This window comes from Shimia sp. (genome assembly GCF_039969785.1).
Taxonomy (GTDB): domain Bacteria; phylum Pseudomonadota; class Alphaproteobacteria; order Rhodobacterales; family Rhodobacteraceae; genus Shimia.
The window spans coordinates 40895-58946 of sequence record NZ_JBDVNC010000022.1 but is presented as its reverse complement, the minus strand read 5'-3'; the positions used below and the strand labels follow the sequence as shown (position 1 = coordinate 58946).

Annotated in this window: 13 protein-coding genes; 10 read left to right on the top strand and 3 right to left on the bottom strand. The window is 58.8% G+C overall.

The window, feature by feature from the left end:
* Window positions 1-357: 357 nt before the first annotated feature.
* The 5 genes from ABJI08_RS11570 (at window position 358) to ABJI08_RS11550 (ending at window position 6719) form a co-directional block, all read left to right on the top strand.
* Window positions 358-2397 (top strand): ABC transporter substrate-binding protein, encoded by a 2040-nt coding sequence (locus ABJI08_RS11570; protein ID WP_348401993.1) that lies wholly within the window; start codon window positions 358-360, stop codon window positions 2395-2397.
* 165 nt (window positions 2398-2562) lie between these two features.
* Window positions 2563-3567: an ABC transporter permease gene (locus ABJI08_RS11565; RefSeq protein WP_348401992.1), complete on the top strand. Its 1005-nt coding sequence runs from the start codon at window positions 2563-2565 to the stop codon at window positions 3565-3567.
* A 4-nt stretch (window positions 3568-3571) separates the two neighbouring features.
* On the top strand, window positions 3572-4726 hold the full coding sequence (locus ABJI08_RS11560) for an ABC transporter permease (protein WP_348401991.1): 1155 nt from the start codon (window positions 3572-3574) through the stop codon (window positions 4724-4726).
* Window positions 4723-5721 carry an ABC transporter ATP-binding protein gene (locus ABJI08_RS11555; RefSeq protein WP_348401990.1) on the top strand — a complete coding sequence of 333 codons (999 nt, stop codon included), beginning with the start codon at window positions 4723-4725 and terminating at the stop codon, window positions 5719-5721. Before ABJI08_RS11560 ends, ABJI08_RS11555 begins: the two co-directional genes overlap by 4 nt.
* Window positions 5718-6719 (top strand): oligopeptide/dipeptide ABC transporter ATP-binding protein, encoded by a 1002-nt coding sequence (locus ABJI08_RS11550; protein ID WP_348401989.1) that lies wholly within the window; start codon window positions 5718-5720, stop codon window positions 6717-6719. The genes ABJI08_RS11555 and ABJI08_RS11550 overlap by 4 nt, the downstream gene beginning before the upstream one ends.
* A gap of 4 nt (window positions 6720-6723) precedes the next feature.
* Here ABJI08_RS11550 and ABJI08_RS11545 read toward each other — a convergent pair whose 3' ends face one another.
* The gene (locus ABJI08_RS11545; RefSeq protein WP_348401988.1) at window positions 6724-8004 is read right to left on the bottom strand and encodes a flavin-dependent oxidoreductase; all 1281 of its coding nucleotides are present in this window, start codon (window positions 8002-8004) and stop codon (window positions 6724-6726) included.
* A gap of 129 nt (window positions 8005-8133) precedes the next feature.
* On the opposite strand from ABJI08_RS11545, the gene modA reads away from it, so the two are divergent.
* The 4 genes from modA to ABJI08_RS11525 all read left to right on the top strand — a co-directional run bounded on the left by modA (window position 8134) and on the right by ABJI08_RS11525 (window position 13346).
* A complete protein-coding gene (gene modA, locus ABJI08_RS11540) occupies window positions 8134-8928 on the top strand; it encodes a molybdate ABC transporter substrate-binding protein (protein ID WP_348401987.1) in 795 nt (264 codons plus the stop codon).
* A complete protein-coding gene (modB, locus tag ABJI08_RS11535) occupies window positions 8925-9620 on the top strand; it encodes a molybdate ABC transporter permease subunit (protein WP_348401986.1) in 696 nt (231 codons plus the stop codon). The genes modA and modB overlap by 4 nt, the downstream gene beginning before the upstream one ends.
* Complete coding sequence (gene modC / locus ABJI08_RS11530; protein WP_348401985.1) at window positions 9617-10702, top strand: molybdenum ABC transporter ATP-binding protein; 1086 nt, start codon at window positions 9617-9619, stop codon at window positions 10700-10702. The genes modB and modC overlap by 4 nt, the downstream gene beginning before the upstream one ends.
* Window positions 10703-10964: 262 nt before the next feature.
* Complete coding sequence (locus ABJI08_RS11525) at window positions 10965-13346, top strand: Tex family protein (RefSeq protein ID WP_348401984.1); 2382 nt, start codon at window positions 10965-10967, stop codon at window positions 13344-13346.
* 175 nt (window positions 13347-13521) lie between these two features.
* Here ABJI08_RS11525 and aroQ read toward each other — a convergent pair whose 3' ends face one another.
* Window positions 13522-13959, bottom strand: coding sequence for a type II 3-dehydroquinate dehydratase (gene aroQ / locus ABJI08_RS11520; RefSeq protein ID WP_348401983.1), 438 nt, complete (start codon window positions 13957-13959; stop codon window positions 13522-13524).
* A 63-nt stretch (window positions 13960-14022) separates the two neighbouring features.
* Complete coding sequence (locus ABJI08_RS11515; RefSeq protein WP_348401982.1) at window positions 14023-14466, bottom strand: Lrp/AsnC family transcriptional regulator; 444 nt, start codon at window positions 14464-14466, stop codon at window positions 14023-14025.
* A gap of 124 nt (window positions 14467-14590) precedes the next feature.
* On the opposite strand from ABJI08_RS11515, the gene ABJI08_RS11510 reads away from it, so the two are divergent.
* The gene (locus ABJI08_RS11510; protein ID WP_348401981.1) at window positions 14591-18013 is read left to right on the top strand and encodes an indolepyruvate ferredoxin oxidoreductase family protein; all 3423 of its coding nucleotides are present in this window, start codon (window positions 14591-14593) and stop codon (window positions 18011-18013) included.
* Window positions 18014-18052 lie beyond the last annotated feature (39 nt).

The following is an 18052-nucleotide window of genomic DNA, read 5'->3' as shown; positions in this document are numbered from 1 at the left end:
AAATCAAACACATAAGCCCACATGATGCTAATAAACGCTTGATCAGTCTTCGGATTCCGGTTTTTCTGTAAAAAAACAACATAGGGAGTGCCGAAGATCCGGGGAGTGGCGCCGTGTAATGAGTGCCTAAACTGCGAAAAAATCGGGATAGTTTGAATAAAAACCGAAAAAAACGCACAAATATCCTCTCTGGTTTCATGCGGCGGTTACATTCGAATCATATATCTGTTTGCGATGTCGCAAAGCAGGATGAGACGTATGGGTCGCGCTTTTTTTGAGTTACTCGAGCAACATAAACGCAAAGCAAATTCCAAGGTGGAACCAACCGCCATGGCTAAAAAAACAACTGGAGGTCAAATGAAACGTTTTCTTTTATCAGGTGCAGCACTTGCTCTGCTACCTGCCGCCGCAATGGCGAATTGCCCGGCGATCACGGTCGCCGATATGCAGGGTGTCTCTGCTGGTGCGTTCCCACAGCAATATGAGCTGGCCGAGTTTGAAGCCGCTGCCGGATGTAAGATGGAGTTTTCCGGGAACCCGGATTCCGAGATGCTGAACGGTAAGATCAAGGGTAACCCTGATCTGATGGCGTTGTCGGATCGTATTCCGATGGAACCGCTGGTGATGGTGCCTTATGACAGCGTCGGCAAATTTGGCGGCACTCTGGATGTTCTGTCGAACGCGACCGAAGCGGGAACGTCGGACTTCCTGTCTGTGCGTCACGTGAATCTGGTGCGTTATTCGGACGATCTGCAAACCATCGTTCCCAATATTGCCAAGTCGTGGGAATGGAATGCAGATTTCACCCAGCTGACTTTCAAACTGCGCAAGGGCCACAAATGGTCAGATGGTGAGCCATTCACCAGCGCGGATGTGCTGTTCTGGTATGACAACCTGATGATGGACACGAATATCTTTGAAAAGCCCAAGGATTACGTGACCGTTGCTGGCGAGCGCATGACACTGGAAGCGCCGGATGCCGAAACTGTTGTGTTCAACCTGCCTGCGCCTAAGCCGGGTCTGTTGGCGCACTTTGCCACCCACTATGCGCAAGGCTTCCAACCCAAGCATTTCCTGGGCCAGTTCCACCCCGATATCAACGCAGATGCGGATAGCTATGCGCAGTCGCTGGGTTTTGAAAACGGCTATGCCGCGATCAAGGCGTATTACGGCAACTCGGACTGGACGGATACACCGTCACCGATGCTGTCACAGCCAGAGCTGGTTGATGGTTTGCCCAAAGGCACGCATCCAACGCTGGAAAGCCACATCTATGTGAACGACACCACCGAAGGGCGCCATCTGGTTGCGAACCCGTATTTCCACATGGTGGATGTGACCGGTCAGCAGCTGCCTTATATCAGCGAGCAGGACGAGGTTTACATCAACGACAACGAAGTGCGTTTGCTCAAGATCGTGAACGGCGAAGTTGACTATAAAGCCCAGTCGCTGCAGCTTGCCTCAGCGCCGATCCTGTTGGAAAATCAGGAAAAAGGCGGCTATACTGTTGATCTTAAACCTGAGATCACCATGGGTGCCTTTAGCTTTAACGTCACACATGAAGACGAAGAAAAGCGTGCGGTGTTTGGCGATCTGAAGTTCCGCGAAGCGATGTCGATTGCGATCAACCGTGACGAGCTGAACGAAGTTGGCTTCTTTGGTCAGGGTATCCCACAACAATATATCGGCTTCTCGCCACGTCCAAGCGGCGTTGACGAGTCGTGGCTGACGTACATGACCGACTTTGACGCCGCTGGCGCCAATGCCCGTCTGGACCAGATTGGTCTGAAGGACACCAATGGCGACGGCACACGCGAATTGCCAAGTGGCGCTCCGCTGGTGTTGAACCTGAACTACTCGACACAGGGTATTGCGGGTCAGACGGTCGAGCTGGTTGCGCAATACTGGCGTGACGTGGGCATCGACTCAGTTGTGAAAGAAGTGACGCCAGATGAATATCGTTCGGCACAGTCTTCCAACAAGCTGGACGTGTCGATGTGGCGCAAAGGTCAGCCGTTGGCGATTGTTCTTGGCAACAACGAACTGTGGGTGCCACCATTTGAAAACTACTTTGGCAACCGGTCTGCGATGCTTTGGGCTGAATGGATTGAATCCGGCGGGTCCGCTGGTGTTGAGCCTCCAGCCTATGTCAAAGAGCTGATGGAAGACATCAACGCGTTGCAATCAGCCGATCAGGCCAGCCCGGAATTCGCGGCGCTGACTGAAAGCATGGTCAAGAAGATGGCTGAGAACGTGTTGTTCATCGGTACTGTGAATGCGCCTGCGCCAATGATCCACCGCAATGCGCTGCACAACTTCACCGAAACCAAGACGCACTCGTATGAGTACTATCGGACCTATCCTTACCGCGCTGCACAGTGGTGGTTGGAAGATTAATCCGCTTGGGAAATTTCGGATCAGAGCAGACGCGTCCCGGATGAGGGAAACCGTTTGCTGATGACCCGGCTATGACACTTGTCGGGGGCGTTATCCAGCGCCCCCGATACCAACAGGAAAGTCCCGGCGCGCCAATAAGAAGCCGCGGGACAGGGGACCCGACATATGTTTCAATTCGGACGCTTCGTTGTGACACGAGCGGTGATGGCTTTGATCACGTTGATCATTGTGTCGCTGGTGGTGTTTTCGCTGATGGAGCTGGTGCCCGGCGATTGCGCCGAACGGTATCTGGCGTTCAAGAACACTCAAGGGTCCGGTATTTCGGTCGCCGACATCGAAGCCGAACGACAACGGCTGGGGCTGGATCAGCCGTTTTTCACCCGATGGGGTGTCTGGATTACTAACGCGTTTCAGGGTGAATTCGGCGACAGCTGTATCCTGCGCGTGAACATTGCCAACCTTTTGGGGCAGAAATTCTGGTTGTCGCTGGGCATCTGTCTGGCCTCGCTGGTTCTGGCCTATGCCATTGCCATTCCGGTGGGCATCATTGCCGCCGCTTCGAACAATGCCACTCTGAACAACACGCTGAAATTCATCAGCTACTTTGGTTTGGCCATGCCGAACTTTTTGCTGGCGCTGATGATCATGCTGATTTCCACGGTCTGGTTCGGGGAAACCCTGACCGGGCTGTTTTCCAAGGAATACCGAGATGCGGCCTGGGGGTGGGCCAAGTTTGTTGATCTGATGAAACACGCCTGGCTGCCGATTTTCATTCTGGGCTGGTCCGCCACGGCGTTTGCGCTGCAAACCGTGCGGGCGCTGATGTCGGATGAGATTGGTAAGCTCTATGTCACGGCCGCCTCTGCGCGGGGGGTATCCGGGCGCAAGCTGCTTTGGAATTACCCGGCGCGGCACGCGCTGGGGCCGATCGTGAATTCGCTGGGGTTCGATCTGAACCGGATCTTTAATGAGCTGCCGATTGTGGCGCTGATCCTTGTGATGACAGATGCCGGGGCGCTGTTGATCGAAGCCCTGGCGCGTTCAAATGACCAGCAATTGGCAGGGGCGATTATCTTCCTGCTGACCGCGTCGATTGTGACGCTGAACTTTCTGACTGATGTGTTGCTTGCGGTGCTTGATCCGCGCGTACGCAAGAGCATTCTGAGGTGAGCCGATGACAAGCCAAGCACAAACCGAAGGCCAGATGTCGGCAGAAGACCAGAACGCCAAGGAAGCCTATTTCACCGCTTCGCAACGTCAACTGATCTGGGCCCGCTTTAAGAAACAGCGCACCGCGATGGTGGCGGCGGCGGTTCTGGTGGCGTTGATCCTTGCCGGATTGTTCGCGCCGTTCCTGTCGCCCTATGACCCGACCATTGCGGGCCGTGACAAGGATTACACCAATGGCGCGCCGCAGCTGATGCAGTTCTGTGACAAGAACGGCTGTTCGGCACGTCCCTTTATTCACGCGGTGGAACGCGAACGGTCGATGGCCACGAATTTCCGCTGGGTGACGACCATTAACGAAGACGAACGATTGTCTGTGCAGTGGTTTGTCAAAGGTGACAGCTACAAGCTGTTTGGGTTCATTCCCGGAAGCGTGCATTTGTTTGGAGTCGAAGGTGGCAAAATCCATCTGTTTGGCACGGATGAAGACGGGCAGGACATCTTTTCGCGCACGTTACACGCGGTTTGGACATCGCTTCAGGTGGGCACAATTGGTGTGTTTATCGCCTTTATTCTGGCTCTGATGATAGGAGGGGTGTCCGGCTATTATGGCGGTGCCCTGGATGGATTTATCCAGATGGTCACGGATGCGGTGCGGGTTGTGCCGGCGATTCCGTTGTTTATGGCGGTGGCGGCGTTTATGCCGCCCGAGACATCAGCCGAGGCGCGGTTTTTCTACATATCCCTGATCCTTGGCTTTATCGGCTGGCCGACGCTGGCAAGGCGGGTGCGTACGCATTTGCTGACCGAACGTAATCAGGAATACGTGCTGGCGGCCCAGCTGTGCGGGGCCTCGCCCAACCATGTGATCCGCCGCCACCTGTTGCCAAGTTTCACAAGCTATATCATCGTCGATCTGGTGATTTCGTTCCCTTATATGGTGCTAAGCGAAACGGCCCTGTCGTTTATCGGACTGGGGTTGAAGGACCCCGTGTCATCGCTGGGTGTGATGCTGCAAAAGGCGACCAGCGCCGACGTGATGCTGAATTATCAGTGGTACTTTATCCCTGTTATTTTCTTCATCGTTCTTGTGATGGCGTTTGTGTTTGTGGGCGATGGCCTGCGCGATGCCGCTGACCCTTATTCGGATACCCACAAATGAGCCGCCTGATTGATGTTGAAAACCTGACGCTGCAATTCAAGACCGATGAAGGTCTGATTACGGCCGTCGATAATGTCAGTTTCTCGCTTGAAAAGGGCGAGGTGATGGGGCTGGTGGGTGAATCCGGTTCGGGCAAGTCAGTCACCGCCAAGGCGCTGATGCATCTGAATGCCCGCAATGCGGTCTACAGCCCCGAGAGCAAAATCACATTGCACACTGAAAGCGGGCCGGTAGACGTGTTGTCGCTGACCAAGGCTTCCGAATTGCAGGTGGTGCGCGGTGGCGCGATCTCGATGATCTTTCAGGAACCGATGGCGTCTTTTGCGCCTGCGATCACCATTGGCAAACAGATGGCCGAACAGCTGATGTTGCACGGTAAAATGTCCAAGGCCAGGGCCAAGGAAATTTCGGTTGAGATGCTGGACCGGGTGGGGATTTCGGACGCGTCCAAGCGGTTTGATCAATACGCGTTTGAGCTGTCGGGTGGGATGCGCCAGCGGGCGATGATCGCCATGGCGTTGTCGACCAGACCCAAACTGTTGATTGCGGATGAACCGACGACGGCGCTGGATGTGACCATTCAGGCGCAGGTGATCGATCTGATGAAAGATCTGGTCGAGGAATTCCATATGGGGATCGTGTTCATCACCCATGATCTGGGTGTGGTGGCCCAGACCGCAGACAAGGTGTCTGTCATGTATTTGGGCGAGCTGATCGAAGAGGGCCCGGTGCGTGAAGTGATCCGCACCCCGGCGCACCCTTATACGCGTGGTCTGTTGTCGGCTTTGCCCAAGCTGGACGATTTGGATTCGCCACTCACTCCGGTGCCCGGCGACATTCCTTCTCCGTTGGAACGTCCGCCCGGATGCGTGTTTCACACAAGGTGTTCCAAAGTGGTCGGCGATGCCTGCATGACAAAATTGCCCCAGCGGTATCAGCTGGATGAAAACCATGCAGTGTCCTGTCATATTTATCCCGAAGGAGAAGGGGCATGAGCAGCGAAATTCTGATCCGCGCCGACGGGTTGTCGGTGGGCTTTAACATCGGCAGCGGTTTGTTCAACAAACAGGTTCTCAAGGCCGTTGATGCGGTGTCTGTCGAGATCGAGAAGGGCTCGTTCTTTGGTCTGGTGGGTGAGTCCGGGTCGGGCAAAACCACGTTGGGGCGCGCCTTTCTTAAGGCGGTGCCGATCACAGGGGGGCATGCGACCTATGACGATGGTGAGGTTCAGTATGATCTGGCCGAAATAGATGGTGCCGAACTCAAGGATTATCGCAAACGGGCGCAGTTGATCTTTCAGGATCCGTATGCCGCGCTGAGCCCACGTATGACGGTGCGTGATATTATTGCCGAACCGCTGGAGGTGATGGGACTGACCAGTTCGCGCGCCGAGACGGATGAGCGGGTGCGGGAGATTGCGGCCAAGTGCCGTCTGAACCTTGAGCATTTGCGCCGGTTTCCACACGCCTTTTCCGGCGGTCAGCGACAGCGGATTTCGATTGCGCGGGCCCTGGTCAGTGATCCGAAATTTGTGGTCGCGGATGAAAGCGTTGCAGCGTTGGATGTGTCCATTCAGGCCGACGTTCTGAACCTGTTGAAAGAGCTGCAGCGCGATTTGGGTCTGACCTTTATGTTCATCAGCCATGACTTGTCGGTTGTGGCCCATACCTGTGACCACGTCGCGGTGATGTATCTGGGTCGGTTGGTGGAAACCGCGCCAACACGCAGGTTGTTCGAGACGCCCAAGCATCCCTATACCAAGGCGTTGTTTTCAGCGATCCCATCACTGGACCCGGATGACCGGGGGTCGGCGCAAAAGCTTGAGGGCGAAATCCCGTCACCCACAAACCAGCCTTCGGGGTGCAAATTCCACACCCGCTGCCCAAGTGCCGTGGATCAGTGCAAGGTTGAAGAACCCAAGCTGGAGAACGCAGGCTCGCAGGGGCACGAAGTGGCGTGCCATCGCTGGCAAGAGCTGTTCGAAACTACCTGAGGTCTCAGACCTTTGCCCCTGCCGGGATGATGGCGGGGGCGGCGTTCAGCGTGTCGATGGCGAAACCGGCGGCGGCTTTGTATTTGGCCATAAAATCGGCGCGTTCCTGTGGCGGGATCACGTCGTCGATATTGTCGAACATGCCGCCACAGCGGGCGTCGACCATCGCCAATAGCCCAAATGGCCCCGCACCACGGTTGCGCAGGATCAGCTCAGACACCGGGCCGCACAGTTTGTCGTTATAGGCCGCAAGGGCGCGCGCAGTGATGCCATGATCCAATAGGACCGCGCCCAATGTGCGCGCATCAATGATCGCCTGACTGGCCCCATTAGAGCCGGTCGGATACATCGCGTGGGCGGCATCGCCCATCAGGACAACGCTGCCATCCTGCCATGTCGGGATCGGATCGCGGTCGATCATCGGGTTTTCAAAGGCGATGTCCGCCCCCCGGATCATCGCGGGAACATCCAGCCAGTCATAGGTCCAGTCGTTGAAATGATGCACAAAATCGTCGATGGCCACTTGCCGGAACCAACCGCTTTTCTGCCAGTCTTCTGTGGTGTCGACAGTGACTTCGGCGATCCAGTTCACCTCGGCCTCACCGGTTTCGGGGTCCGGGGGGGAGATGGGGTAAATCACCATGCGCTGGCGATCTGTGCCCAGCCCGATAAAGGAGGATCCGGTTCGAGCCGGTTTGAACCGGGTGGTGCCCCGCCACATCAGCGCGCCGCCCCAGTGGATGGCTGGTTGATCGGGATGCATCTGGGCGCGGATCGCGGAATGGATGCCATCAGCTCCAATCAGCAGCGCGCCAGTTTCGCGGCGCTGGGTGCCGTCGGCCATGTCGATCAGGGCCGCAACAGTTCCGTCGGCGTTGTTTTCATAGCCGTTTACCCGCGCGCCAAGCTGTACGGATTGCGCCCCCGCCCGGTCGATCAACGCATCATAGAGCATCATGTGGAACGTTCCGCGATGCACAGCGTATTGTGGCCAGTTATACCCCGCCAGCTCGCCGCGGGGTTCGGCGTAGATGTCATTGCCGTTCAACCCGACCAGTGCCCATTCTTTGGCCGGCACCCCGACATTGTCCAGTGCGGTTCGGTCAAACCCCATCTCGAACAGTTCGCGCACCGCGTTGGGTTGCAGGTTGATGCCCACACCCAGCGGGCGCAGCGATTCAACAGCTTCAAACACGATGCAGGGCACGCCGATCTGGTGCAGGGTCAGAGCAGCGGCGAGACCGCCAATACCGCCACCAGCGATCAGGACAGGAGGTTGAGACATAAGGCTTCCTTTCGAGGATCAGCACATGTGTAGCACCAATGAGGCGTGGCTCAACCACGAAGGCGCATGTTGCGACATTGGCAGCTTTTCGATATTCCCTTTAAACATAACGCGTTCCGCCCCGGGAGAATGATGATCAGGCACCTTGGAATAAGCAGCTTAGCGGCTTTGGTGACGGTGCTTTGGGTGTGTTTTGCAACGCCGGGGGCGCGGGCCGGAGAGGTGGTGGTGTTTGCTGCGGCCAGCCTGAAAAACGCGATGGATGACGTTGCAGACACGTTTGAAGCCGAGACCGGTCATCAGGTGGTTGTGTCGCTTGCCGGATCGTCAGCCCTGGCGCGCCAGATTACGTATGGTGCGCCCGCAGATGTGTTTCTGTCGGCCAATTCCGAATGGATGGACTATCTGGAGCAAGGCGGGCTGATCGACGTTGACACCCGTGTTGATTTGCTGGGAAATACGCTGGTCCTGATCGCGCCAAAGGGCGGCACACCTGTGGCACGTCCGGTGGTTGGAAAGGATATTCCGGCCCTGCTGGGCGAGGGTCGACTGGCGATGGCTCTGGTTGAGGCGGTGCCTGCCGGGCAATATGGCAAGGCGGCGCTGGAGGCTCTGGGGGTATGGGATCAGGTGCAGGCACAGGTGGCGCAATTGGACAATGTGCGCGCCGCACTGGCGCTGGTGGCGCTGGGCGAGGCTCGGTTGGGGATCGTGTATAAGACCGACGCGCGGGCTAGTGAAGATGTTGAAATCGTAGGGGTTTTCCCAGAAGGCATCGCCCCGGATGTTGTCTATCCTGTGGCTGGTTTGACCACACGAGACAACCCCGTGACGCCTGTGTTTTTGACCTTTTTGCAGGGTGCGCAGGCCCGAGCGGCGTTTGAGCGACAGGGGTTTCGCGTACTGGCAGAGGGCGGGTTATGACCGACTGGCTTGGCCCCGAGGAATGGAGCGCGATTGCGTTGTCGCTGAAGGTGGCATTGTGGGCCACGCTGGGGTCTTTGATCCCGGGCGTGTTTGTCGCCTATGCTCTGGCGCGGTGGCGGTTTCCGGGCAAGCAGATCGTGAACGGGCTGGTGCATTTGCCACTGATCCTGCCGCCTGTCGCAACCGGGTATCTGTTGTTGATGGGATTTGGCACACAAGGTATTTTTGGTAGTTTTCTCAAAGATTTGGGCATCGTGTTCGCGTTCCGCTGGACCGGTGCAGCCTTGGCAGCGGCGGTGATGGCGTTCCCGCTTTTGGTGCGGGCTGTGCGCTTGTCGATAGAGGCGGTGGACCCCAGGCTGGAACAGGCCGCTGGCACATTGGGCGCGTCGCGCATCTGGGTGTTCCTGACCGTGACCATGCCCTTGATTTTACCGGGAATTCTGGCGGGGGCGGTGTTGACCTTTGCCAAGGCGATGGGCGAGTTTGGTGCCACAATCACCTTTGTCTCCAACATCCCCGGGCAGACGCGCACATTACCGACCGCGATCTACAGCTTTTTGCAGGTGCCGGGCGGGGAATCTGCGGCGTTGAGGTTGGTTGCGGTGTCGGTGTTTGTAGCCATGGCAGCATTGTTGCTGAGTGAGTACATAGGACGGTATCTGGCCCGCCGGGTGAGCGGATCATGAGCCTTTTTGTATCGGTAAAACAAGAGGTTGAGGCGTTTTCTCTGGACGTTTCCTTTGAGACGCCCGAGGGGCTGACGGTGCTGTTTGGCGCGTCGGGGTCGGGTAAGACAACGCTGGTCAATGCAGTGGCGGGGTTGTCGCGCCCGGACACGGCTCGGATTGCGATTGGAGACTGGGTTTTGCAGGACAGCAAAACCGGCGTGTGGTTGCCGCCCCACAAGCGGCGTCTGGGCTATGTATTCCAGGAAGGGCGGTTGTTTCCCCACATGACTGTGCGGCAAAATTTGCTTTATGGACAATGGTTTGCCGGTAAACGTGCGCAGGGGAAAGAGTTTGACCGGGTTGTCGGAATGTTGGGGCTGGGGCCGCTTTTGAAGCGTCGACCTGCGTTGTTGTCCGGGGGCGAAAAACAGCGGGTGGCGATTGGGCGGGCGTTGTTGGCGGCCCCCAGGCTGATCCTAGCTGACGAGCCGCTGGCGGCACTGGATGATGCGCGTAAGGCTGAAATTATTCCCTATTTCGAACGGCTTAGAGACGAGGTGAAAATCCCGATCCTGTATGTCACGCACTCGATCGCCGAAGTTGCGCGGCTGGCCACCAGCGTTGTCGCGCTTAAGGGCGGTCGGATGGTGCGGGTTGGGCCTGCGGGTGAAGTGCTGGGTGATCCGGGGTTCACGCCTGCAGGTGTGCGGGCTGTGGGTGCGGTGTTGGATGCGCGCGTGGCCAGGCACCACGATGATGGTCTGAGCGAGCTTGACGCAGCCGGTACCCCTTTGTTTTTACCGGGTATTTCAGAAGAACTGGGCAAGGTGATCCGCGTGCGGATTGCGGCGCATGACGTGATTTTGAGCCGTGAAGAACCCAAAGGACTGTCTGCGCTGAACATCCTGAAAGGTACGATTGATGCGGTGCGCGCAGGCGATGGGCCGGGTGCGATTGTGTCGGTGAAAACGCCTGCCGGACCGGTTTTGGCGCGGGTGACACGGCGTTCGGCGGATGCGCTCGGGTTGGTTGAGGGTGCGCGCTGTTATGCGATTGTCAAAACCGTGTCGATTGCGCCGCAGGACGTGGGCGGGCGTTGAGCGCGTCGAATCATGGTTAACGTGCTGATTTAGATAAATAATGATCTGTCGGCAGACCGTCGGTATCGCGTCGGTATTGCGGCGGTGTGAAAAGGCGGAATTGCCGGGGTTAACATGGCGCACGCAAGGTTTTGAGATGAAATAACATAACGGACGTGTTCGGCATATTGGCGCGGACCGGTCGGGTGCTGGTATTTCCCGCTTGGCGGCGTCTGGCGGGGTGGGTAAGAAGGGCATCCCAACGAGGCAGGAGGCAGACCCCTTGGACAACAGCGCACGCATTTCCCGGACCATTGCAAATGAGATCGGCGCGCGCGCCGAACAGGTTGGCGCAGCCGTCAAGCTGTTGGACGACGGCGCGACCGTGCCGTTTGTGGCGCGTTATCGCAAAGAGGTCACAGGCGGGCTGGATGACACGCAATTGCGCACATTGGACGAACGCCTGACCTATCTGCGCGAGCTTGAAGCGCGCCGGGAGACGGTGCTGGGGTCGATCAGGGATCAGGGCAAGCTGACAGACGAGCTGGCCAAGGCGATTGCCGGGGCTGACACCAAGGCGACGTTGGAAGACATTTATCTGCCCTATAAGCCCAAGCGGCGCACCAAGGCGATGATCGCGCGGGAACGCGGGCTGGAGCCTTTGGCCGAGGCCATACTGGCGGATCGTCAGGCAGACCCGGAGGCCTTGGCGCAGGGCTATCTGACGGCAGAGGTTGCGGATGTGAAAACCGCGCTGGACGGCGCGCGCGATATTGTGGCCGAGGGGCTGTGCGAAAACGCGGGCCTGTTGGGGCAGTTGCGTGGGTTTCTGCAGCGCGAGGCGTTGGTCAGCGCCAAGGTGATCAAAGGTCAGGAACAGGCAGGCGCGAAGTTTTCCGACTATTTCGCGCATACCGAGCTGTGGTCCAAGGTGCCGTCGCACCGGGCGCTGGCGATGATGCGCGCCAGCAAAGAGGGTATCGTGTCGTTGGATATTGGCCCCGACCCCGAAGGCGGAAAAGAACGCGCCGAGGGTATGGTGGCGGCGACGCTGGAAACGCGCGGGCAAGGGCCGGGTGACATGTGGTTGCGCAAGGTCGCGGGCTGGACATGGCGGGTCAAGCTGAGCCTGACGATGACCGTGGATCTGATGGGCGAGCTGCGCAGTCGGGCGCAGGACGAGGCGATTCAGGTGTTTGCGCGCAACCTCAAGGATTTGCTGTTGGCAGCACCCGCAGGGGCCAAGGCGACGCTGGGGCTTGATCCCGGGATTCGCACCGGGTGCAAGGTGGCGGTGGTGGATGCCACGGGCAAGTTGCTGGATACGGCGACGATCTATCCGTTCCAGCCCAAGAATGATGTGCGTGGGGCCGAGGCGGTTTTGATCGGGCTGATTGCGAAACATAATGTGTCGCTGGTGGCGATTGGCAATGGCACGGCCAGCCGCGAGAGTGAGCGGTTGGTGGCGGATGTGCTCAAGCTGTCGCCGCCCAAGGTGGCGACCCCGGCCAAGGTGGTGGTCAGCGAGGCTGGTGCCAGTGTGTATTCCGCCAGCGAACTGGCCGCGCGCGAGTTTCCCGATCTGGATGTATCGCTGCGCGGCGCGGTGTCGATTGCGCGGCGGTTGCAGGATCCGCTGGCCGAGCTGGTCAAGATTGAACCCAAGTCGATTGGCGTGGGGCAGTATCAGCATGACGTCGACCAGTTCCGCCTGAGCAAATCGCTGGAAGCGGTGGTTGAGGACGCGGTGAACGCGGTGGGCGTGGATCTGAACATGGCGTCAGCCCCGTTGCTGGCGCATGTGTCGGGGCTTGGCCCCGGATTGGCCGAGGCGGTTGTGGCGCATCGGGACGCCAATGGCGCGTTTACGTCGCGCAAAGAGCTGCTAAAGGTCGCGCGGTTGGGGCCGGTGGCGTTTGAGCAATGCGCGGGTTTTCTGCGCATCGCGGATGGCAAAGAGCCGCTGGACGCCAGTTCGGTGCATCCCGAAGCCTATGGCGTGGCGCGCAAGATCGTGGCGGCCTGCGGGCGCGATGTGCGAAGTTTGATGGGGGACGAAGCGGCGTTGCGCGGGGTGCGGGCAGAGCAGTTTGTGGACGACAAGTTCGGCCTGCCAACGGTACGTGATATTCTGAGCGAACTGGAGAAGCCGGGCCGCGATCCAAGGCCCACTTTCAAGACGGCAAGCTTTGCTGATGGGGTCGAGGCGATCACCGATCTGAAGCCGGGCATGATGCTGGAAGGCACAGTGACCAATGTGGCGGCGTTTGGCGCGTTCGTAGACGTAGGCGTGCATCAGGACGGGTTGGCGCATGTCAGCCAGCTGGCCGACCGGTTTGTGAAAGACCCACATGAGGTGGTCAAGGCCGGGGATGTGGTGAAGGTGCGCGTGACCGAGGTGGACGTGGCACGCAAACGCATCGGGTTGAGCATGAAAAAGGATGGCGGCGCTTCTGCGCGCGAGGATCGCACGGCGCGTGGCGCGGGCGATGGACGTCGGGACAAGTCGCAGGGTGGGCCGCAAGGCGGGCCGCAGGGACGTGGTCCCAAAGGTGGCGGACCGCAAGGCCGTGGGCCGCGCGGTGGCAGTGCCAAGCCCCCGGGTGGTGGTCAAAGTCAGGGCGCGTTGGGAGACGCGTTGATGAATGCGCTTAAGAAGAAATAAGGCGTCTGGCGCGGAACAAGGCCGCAGGCCGCCGCGCTATCGCCAGACCGCCCGCACGGGCTGGCGATTTTGTGGGCGTGTATCAGATTGAAAGCGGCGCGGAATTTGGCTGGCATAAAATGCCCACTTTTCGGGTCAGATCACCATCCGGCGGTCTGGCGATAGTGCGGCTGGGTCAGTCTAGCATTCCCGCAACACGGCGCAGGGCCAGATCATAGCCTTGTACGCCGCATCCGACGATGATGCCATCTGCGCGCTGGCTGACATAGGAGTGATGGCGGAAGGCTTCGCGGGTGTGCACGTTGGAAATGTGCACTTCGATCACCGGGCCCTCAAACGCACTGAGCGCATCGAGAATGGCGATGGATGTATGCGTGTAGGCACCGGGGTTGATCACGATCGCTGCGGCGTTGTCGCGGGCATCGTGTATCCAGTCGACCAGTTGCCCTTCGTGGTTGGATTGCAAGGCCGTCAGGGTCAGGCCCAGTTCCTGGGCGAGCGTTGCGCTGTTGGTCTCGACATCGCTGAGCGTGGTGCTGCCGTAAATCTCGGGCTCGCGTTTGCCCAGCAGGTTCAGGTTTGGACCGTTCAGAAGATAAACATTGCGGGTCATCGGCATTCTCTGGCTTTGGAGTTGGGATCGACCTAGCCCGTTCGTGCGGGCCGGGGCAAGGGGTCAGCGGTTTTTTAGGTCGCGCAGGATCACGTTGGTCTGGGCGGATCGCACGGCGGGCAGTGTAAAGAGAAAGTCCTCTAGAAACAGGTTATAGGCATCGATATCGGGGCAGCGTACGCGCATATGATAGTCCGCGCTGCCGGTGGTGGCGTAACAATCGCGCACTTCGGGGCGTGTCTGGATCACCTCGACAAACCGTTTCAGTGCGGGCTTGTCGTGGCGGGTCAGCTGAACATGCACAATGGCATGAAACGCCAGCCCCATCTGTTCCGGGTGCAGACGCGCGCCGTAGCCGGTGATGAGTCCGGCGTCTTCAAAAGCCCGGATGCGGCGCCAGCAGGCCGAGGTGGACATGCCGACCTGTTCCGCCAGATCCGCGTTGGGCAGGCGGCAATCCTGTTCCAGAAGGGCGAGCAAGTGGCGGTCTTTGTCGTTGAGAGTCATTGGTTCCAGTTTCCGATGGTTGGCAGAAATATGGCACAAGAATTCGAAAAATTCAATAATATCGCTCACATTGGCACGGTTTTGCAGGGGTTTCATGAGACACTGGTCAAAACGGAGATGCGCCATGACCCAAGCCCGCCATGATTTTCAAAGCTATGAATTGTCAGACCGATATGCGCGCACCAAGGGGCGGGTGTTTCTGACTGGGACACAGGCGTTGGCGCGGATCATGTTTGATCAGGCGCGGCGCGACCGTGCGGCGGGGTTGAATACGGGCGGGTTTGTATCGGGTTATCGCGGCTCGCCCCTTGGAGCGCTGGACCTGGAGTTCTGGCGCGAACAGGAGCGCTGCGCGCAGGAAAAGATCACGTTCATGCCTGCCGTAAACGAAGATCTGGGGGCCACGGCGGTGTTGGGCGCGCAGCAAGCGGTGCTGGACCCGGATTGCCAATATGACGGGCTGTTTTCCATGTGGTACGGCAAAGGGCCGGGCGTGGATCGGTCCGGCGATGCGTTGCGTCATGGCAACGCTTATGGTGCGTCCCAAAAGGGCGGCGTGCTGGTTGTGGCGGGCGACGACCATGGCTGTGTCAGCTCGTCCATGCCGCATCAGTCGGACGTGGCGTTTATGACGTGGTTCATGCCCACGCTCAATCCCGCCAGCGTCGACGAGTATCTGGCTTTTGGTGAATATGGCATCGCGTTGTCGCGGTTTTCGGGCACGTGGGTCGGGTTCAAGGCGATCTCGGAAACGGTGGAGTCCGGACGGTCTGTAGATTTGTGCGCGGATCGGAAATTTGTGATCCCGGCGTTTGACATGCCCCCCGGTGGGTTGCACGTGCGGCCCAGCGATCTGCCCAGCCCCGAGATTGAAACGCGCATCGGGCACAAGCTGCGCGCGGTAGAGGCGTTTGTTGACGCCAACCCGATTGACCGGCGAATTTATGACATCCCCGAGGCGACCTATGGCTTTGTGACAACCGGCAAGGGGCATCTGGACCTGATGGAGGCGCTGCGTCTTTTGGGGCTGGACGAGGCGGTGTGTCGGCGGTTGGGGGTCGATATCTACAAGGTTGGCATGGTTTGGCCTTTGGCGCGGCGCGATGCGCTGGGATTTGTGCGGGGCAAGCAAGAGGTGCTGGTGGTCGAGGAAAAGCGCGGCATTATCGAAAGCCAGTTCAAGGAGTATTTCTATGACTGGCCGGGCGATAAACCCGAGACCATGGTGGGCAAGCATCGCGCGGTGGGCGATCCGTTGTTGCCCTGGACTGGCGAGCTGAGTCCGCTGCAGCTGGTGCCGGTGGTGGCCGAGCGACTGGCGCGGTTTTTCCCCGAAGAAGGGCTGGAAAAGAAGGCGGCAGCGTTGGTGGCGATGCCCGCGCCGGTATTGAATGTCAGTGGGGCGGCGCGCACGCCGTATTTCTGTTCGGGCTGCCCGCATAACACGTCGACCAAGGTGCCCGAAGGCAGTCGCGCGCTGAGCGGCATCGGCTGCCACGTGATGGCCAGCTGGATGGACCGCAACACCGGCGGCTATGCCCAGATGGGCGGCGAAGGTGTGCCCGTCGCGGTGGCGCAGAAGTTCAACGGCGGCAAGCATGTGTTTCAGAATTTGGGCGAGGGCACATGGTATCATTCGGGGTCATTGGCGATCCGGCAAGCGGTCGCGGCGGGGGCCAATATCACTTACAAAGTGCTGTTCAATGATGCGGTGGCGATGACCGGCGGGCAACCGGTGGACGGGCCTGTTTCGGTGCAGGGAATCGCGTGGAGCGCGCGGGCCGAAGGGATCGAACGTGTGGCGTTGGTCAGCGATGACATCGCCAAGTTTTCGCATGGTGATTTCCCACCCGGCACCACATTTCGAGACCGCGCCGAATTGGATTTGGTGCAGCGCGAATTGCGGGAAGTCCCGGGTGTGACGCTGCTGATTTACGAGCAGACCTGCGCCACCGAAAAACGGCGGCGACGCAAGCGTGGGACGCTGCAAGAGTCTGATAAATTTGCGTTTATCAATGAACTGGTCTGTGAGGGGTGTGGTGATTGTTCGGTAGAATCCAACTGTCTGAGTGTGGAACCGGTTGAGACGGAATTCGGGCGTAAACGGAAAATCAACCAGTCAGCGTGTAACAAGGACTTCTCTTGTGTGAATGGGTTCTGTCCCAGCTTTGTGACCGTGACCGGTGCGAAACGACGACGCAAGCAGGCGGCAGAGATCGATCTGGCTGGTAAGCTGGCCGGGCTGCCCACCCCCGCGGTGCCATCACTCGCGGAACCCTTTGACCTGTTGGTCACGGGGGTGGGGGGCACAGGTGTGGTTACGGTTGGCGCGCTGATCACCATGGCAGCCCATCTTGAAGGGATGGGGGCATCGGTGTTGGATTTCACCGGGTTTGCGCAAAAGTTCGGCACGGTGCTGAGCTATATTCGGTTGGGATCCAGCCCGGACGTGCTCAATCAGGTGCGGATTGGCACCGGCGCTGCGGATGCTGTGATAGGTTGTGATGTGGTTGTCAGTTCGGCACCCAAAGCATCCGTGCATTATCGCGCTGGCACGCACATGGTGCTGAATACGGCGGCGATGCCGACCGGTGATCTGGTGCTGAACCGGGACGCCGATTTGAAGATTGGTCGTCGTGAACATGTCATTCGCGCGGTTGTTGGCACAGAGAACCTGTCGGCGTTGGACGCGAATGCGCTGGCAGAGCGGCTGATGGGCGACGTTGTGTTTGCCAATGTGATGATGCTGGGGTTCGCATGGCAACAGGGGCTGGTCCCGGTCAGCGAAGGCGCGTTGCAGCAGGCGATATTGCTGAACGGCGTGGCGGTTGAAAAGAACATTCGCGCTTTTGGCATCGGACGGGTGCTGGCGCATGACGGGGCGGCATTCGCATCGCCAAAGACGCCGGAACCCGAGGGTTTGGAGGCTGTGATTGTGCGCCGGGTTGCGTTTTTGAGCGACTATCAGGATGCCGAATATAGCGCGCAGTTTGAGGCGCGTATCCGGGCGTTCGCTGCGGTTGTACCAGAGGCGCTGGGCATTCAGGCAGCGCAATCGTTGTTCCGGCTGATGGCGATCAAAGACGAATTTGAGGTTGCGCGGCTTTATACGCGATCCGGGTTCGAAGACAGGTTGAACGCCGAATTTGAGGGGGACGTCAAAGTAACTTATCACATGGCACCGCCGGTCTTGCCGCTTGGCAAAGATGCGCGGGGACGGGCCAGAAAGCTGCGGTTGGGACCATGGATGCGGCCCGTTTTGCGCGGGCTGGCCGGAATGCGCCGTGTGCGGGGCGGGCTGTTGGACCCGTTTCGGTTTGGTGCTGACCGCAAGCTGGATCGTGATCTGCTGGCGTGGTTTGAAACCGTGCTGGACCGTGTCGGGGCCTGTTACAGCCCGGACATCCAAGAGGTTTGCGCAGCATTGCTGAAGGCACCACAGGATATTCGTGGCTATGGTCCTGTGCGGGATGCCTCGGCCGAGACAGTTTTGCGCGAGGCGAAGACCTGGATGGATGACCTGACAACACGTGGTGATGCGAGATAGATATTGAGCCGGGACAGGATTAGAGTGACGCCAAGGCCA

Excerpts from the sequence above, each read along its gene's own strand:
- modB (WP_348401986.1), top strand. The coding sequence starts at position 8,925 with ATGACCGACTGGCTTGGCCCCGAGGAATGGAGCGCGATTGCGTTGTCG.
- ABJI08_RS11510 (WP_348401981.1), top strand. The coding sequence starts at position 14,591 with ATGACCCAAGCCCGCCATGATTTTCAAAGCTATGAATTGTCAGACCGA.
- ABJI08_RS11560 (WP_348401991.1), top strand. The coding sequence starts at position 3,572 with ATGACAAGCCAAGCACAAACCGAAGGCCAGATGTCGGCAGAAGACCAG.
- modA (WP_348401987.1), top strand. The coding sequence starts at position 8,134 with ATGATGATCAGGCACCTTGGAATAAGCAGCTTAGCGGCTTTGGTGACG.
- ABJI08_RS11565 (WP_348401992.1), top strand. The coding sequence starts at position 2,563 with ATGTTTCAATTCGGACGCTTCGTTGTGACACGAGCGGTGATGGCTTTG.
- ABJI08_RS11545 (WP_348401988.1), bottom strand. The coding sequence starts at position 8,004 with ATGTCTCAACCTCCTGTCCTGATCGCTGGTGGCGGTATTGGCGGTCTC.
- ABJI08_RS11515 (WP_348401982.1), bottom strand. The coding sequence starts at position 14,466 with ATGACTCTCAACGACAAAGACCGCCACTTGCTCGCCCTTCTGGAACAG.
- ABJI08_RS11570 (WP_348401993.1), top strand. The coding sequence starts at position 358 with ATGAAACGTTTTCTTTTATCAGGTGCAGCACTTGCTCTGCTACCTGCC.
- modC (WP_348401985.1), top strand. The coding sequence starts at position 9,617 with ATGAGCCTTTTTGTATCGGTAAAACAAGAGGTTGAGGCGTTTTCTCTG.
- aroQ (WP_348401983.1), bottom strand. The coding sequence starts at position 13,959 with ATGACCCGCAATGTTTATCTTCTGAACGGTCCAAACCTGAACCTGCTG.
- ABJI08_RS11555 (WP_348401990.1), top strand. The coding sequence starts at position 4,723 with ATGAGCCGCCTGATTGATGTTGAAAACCTGACGCTGCAATTCAAGACC.
- ABJI08_RS11550 (WP_348401989.1), top strand. The coding sequence starts at position 5,718 with ATGAGCAGCGAAATTCTGATCCGCGCCGACGGGTTGTCGGTGGGCTTT.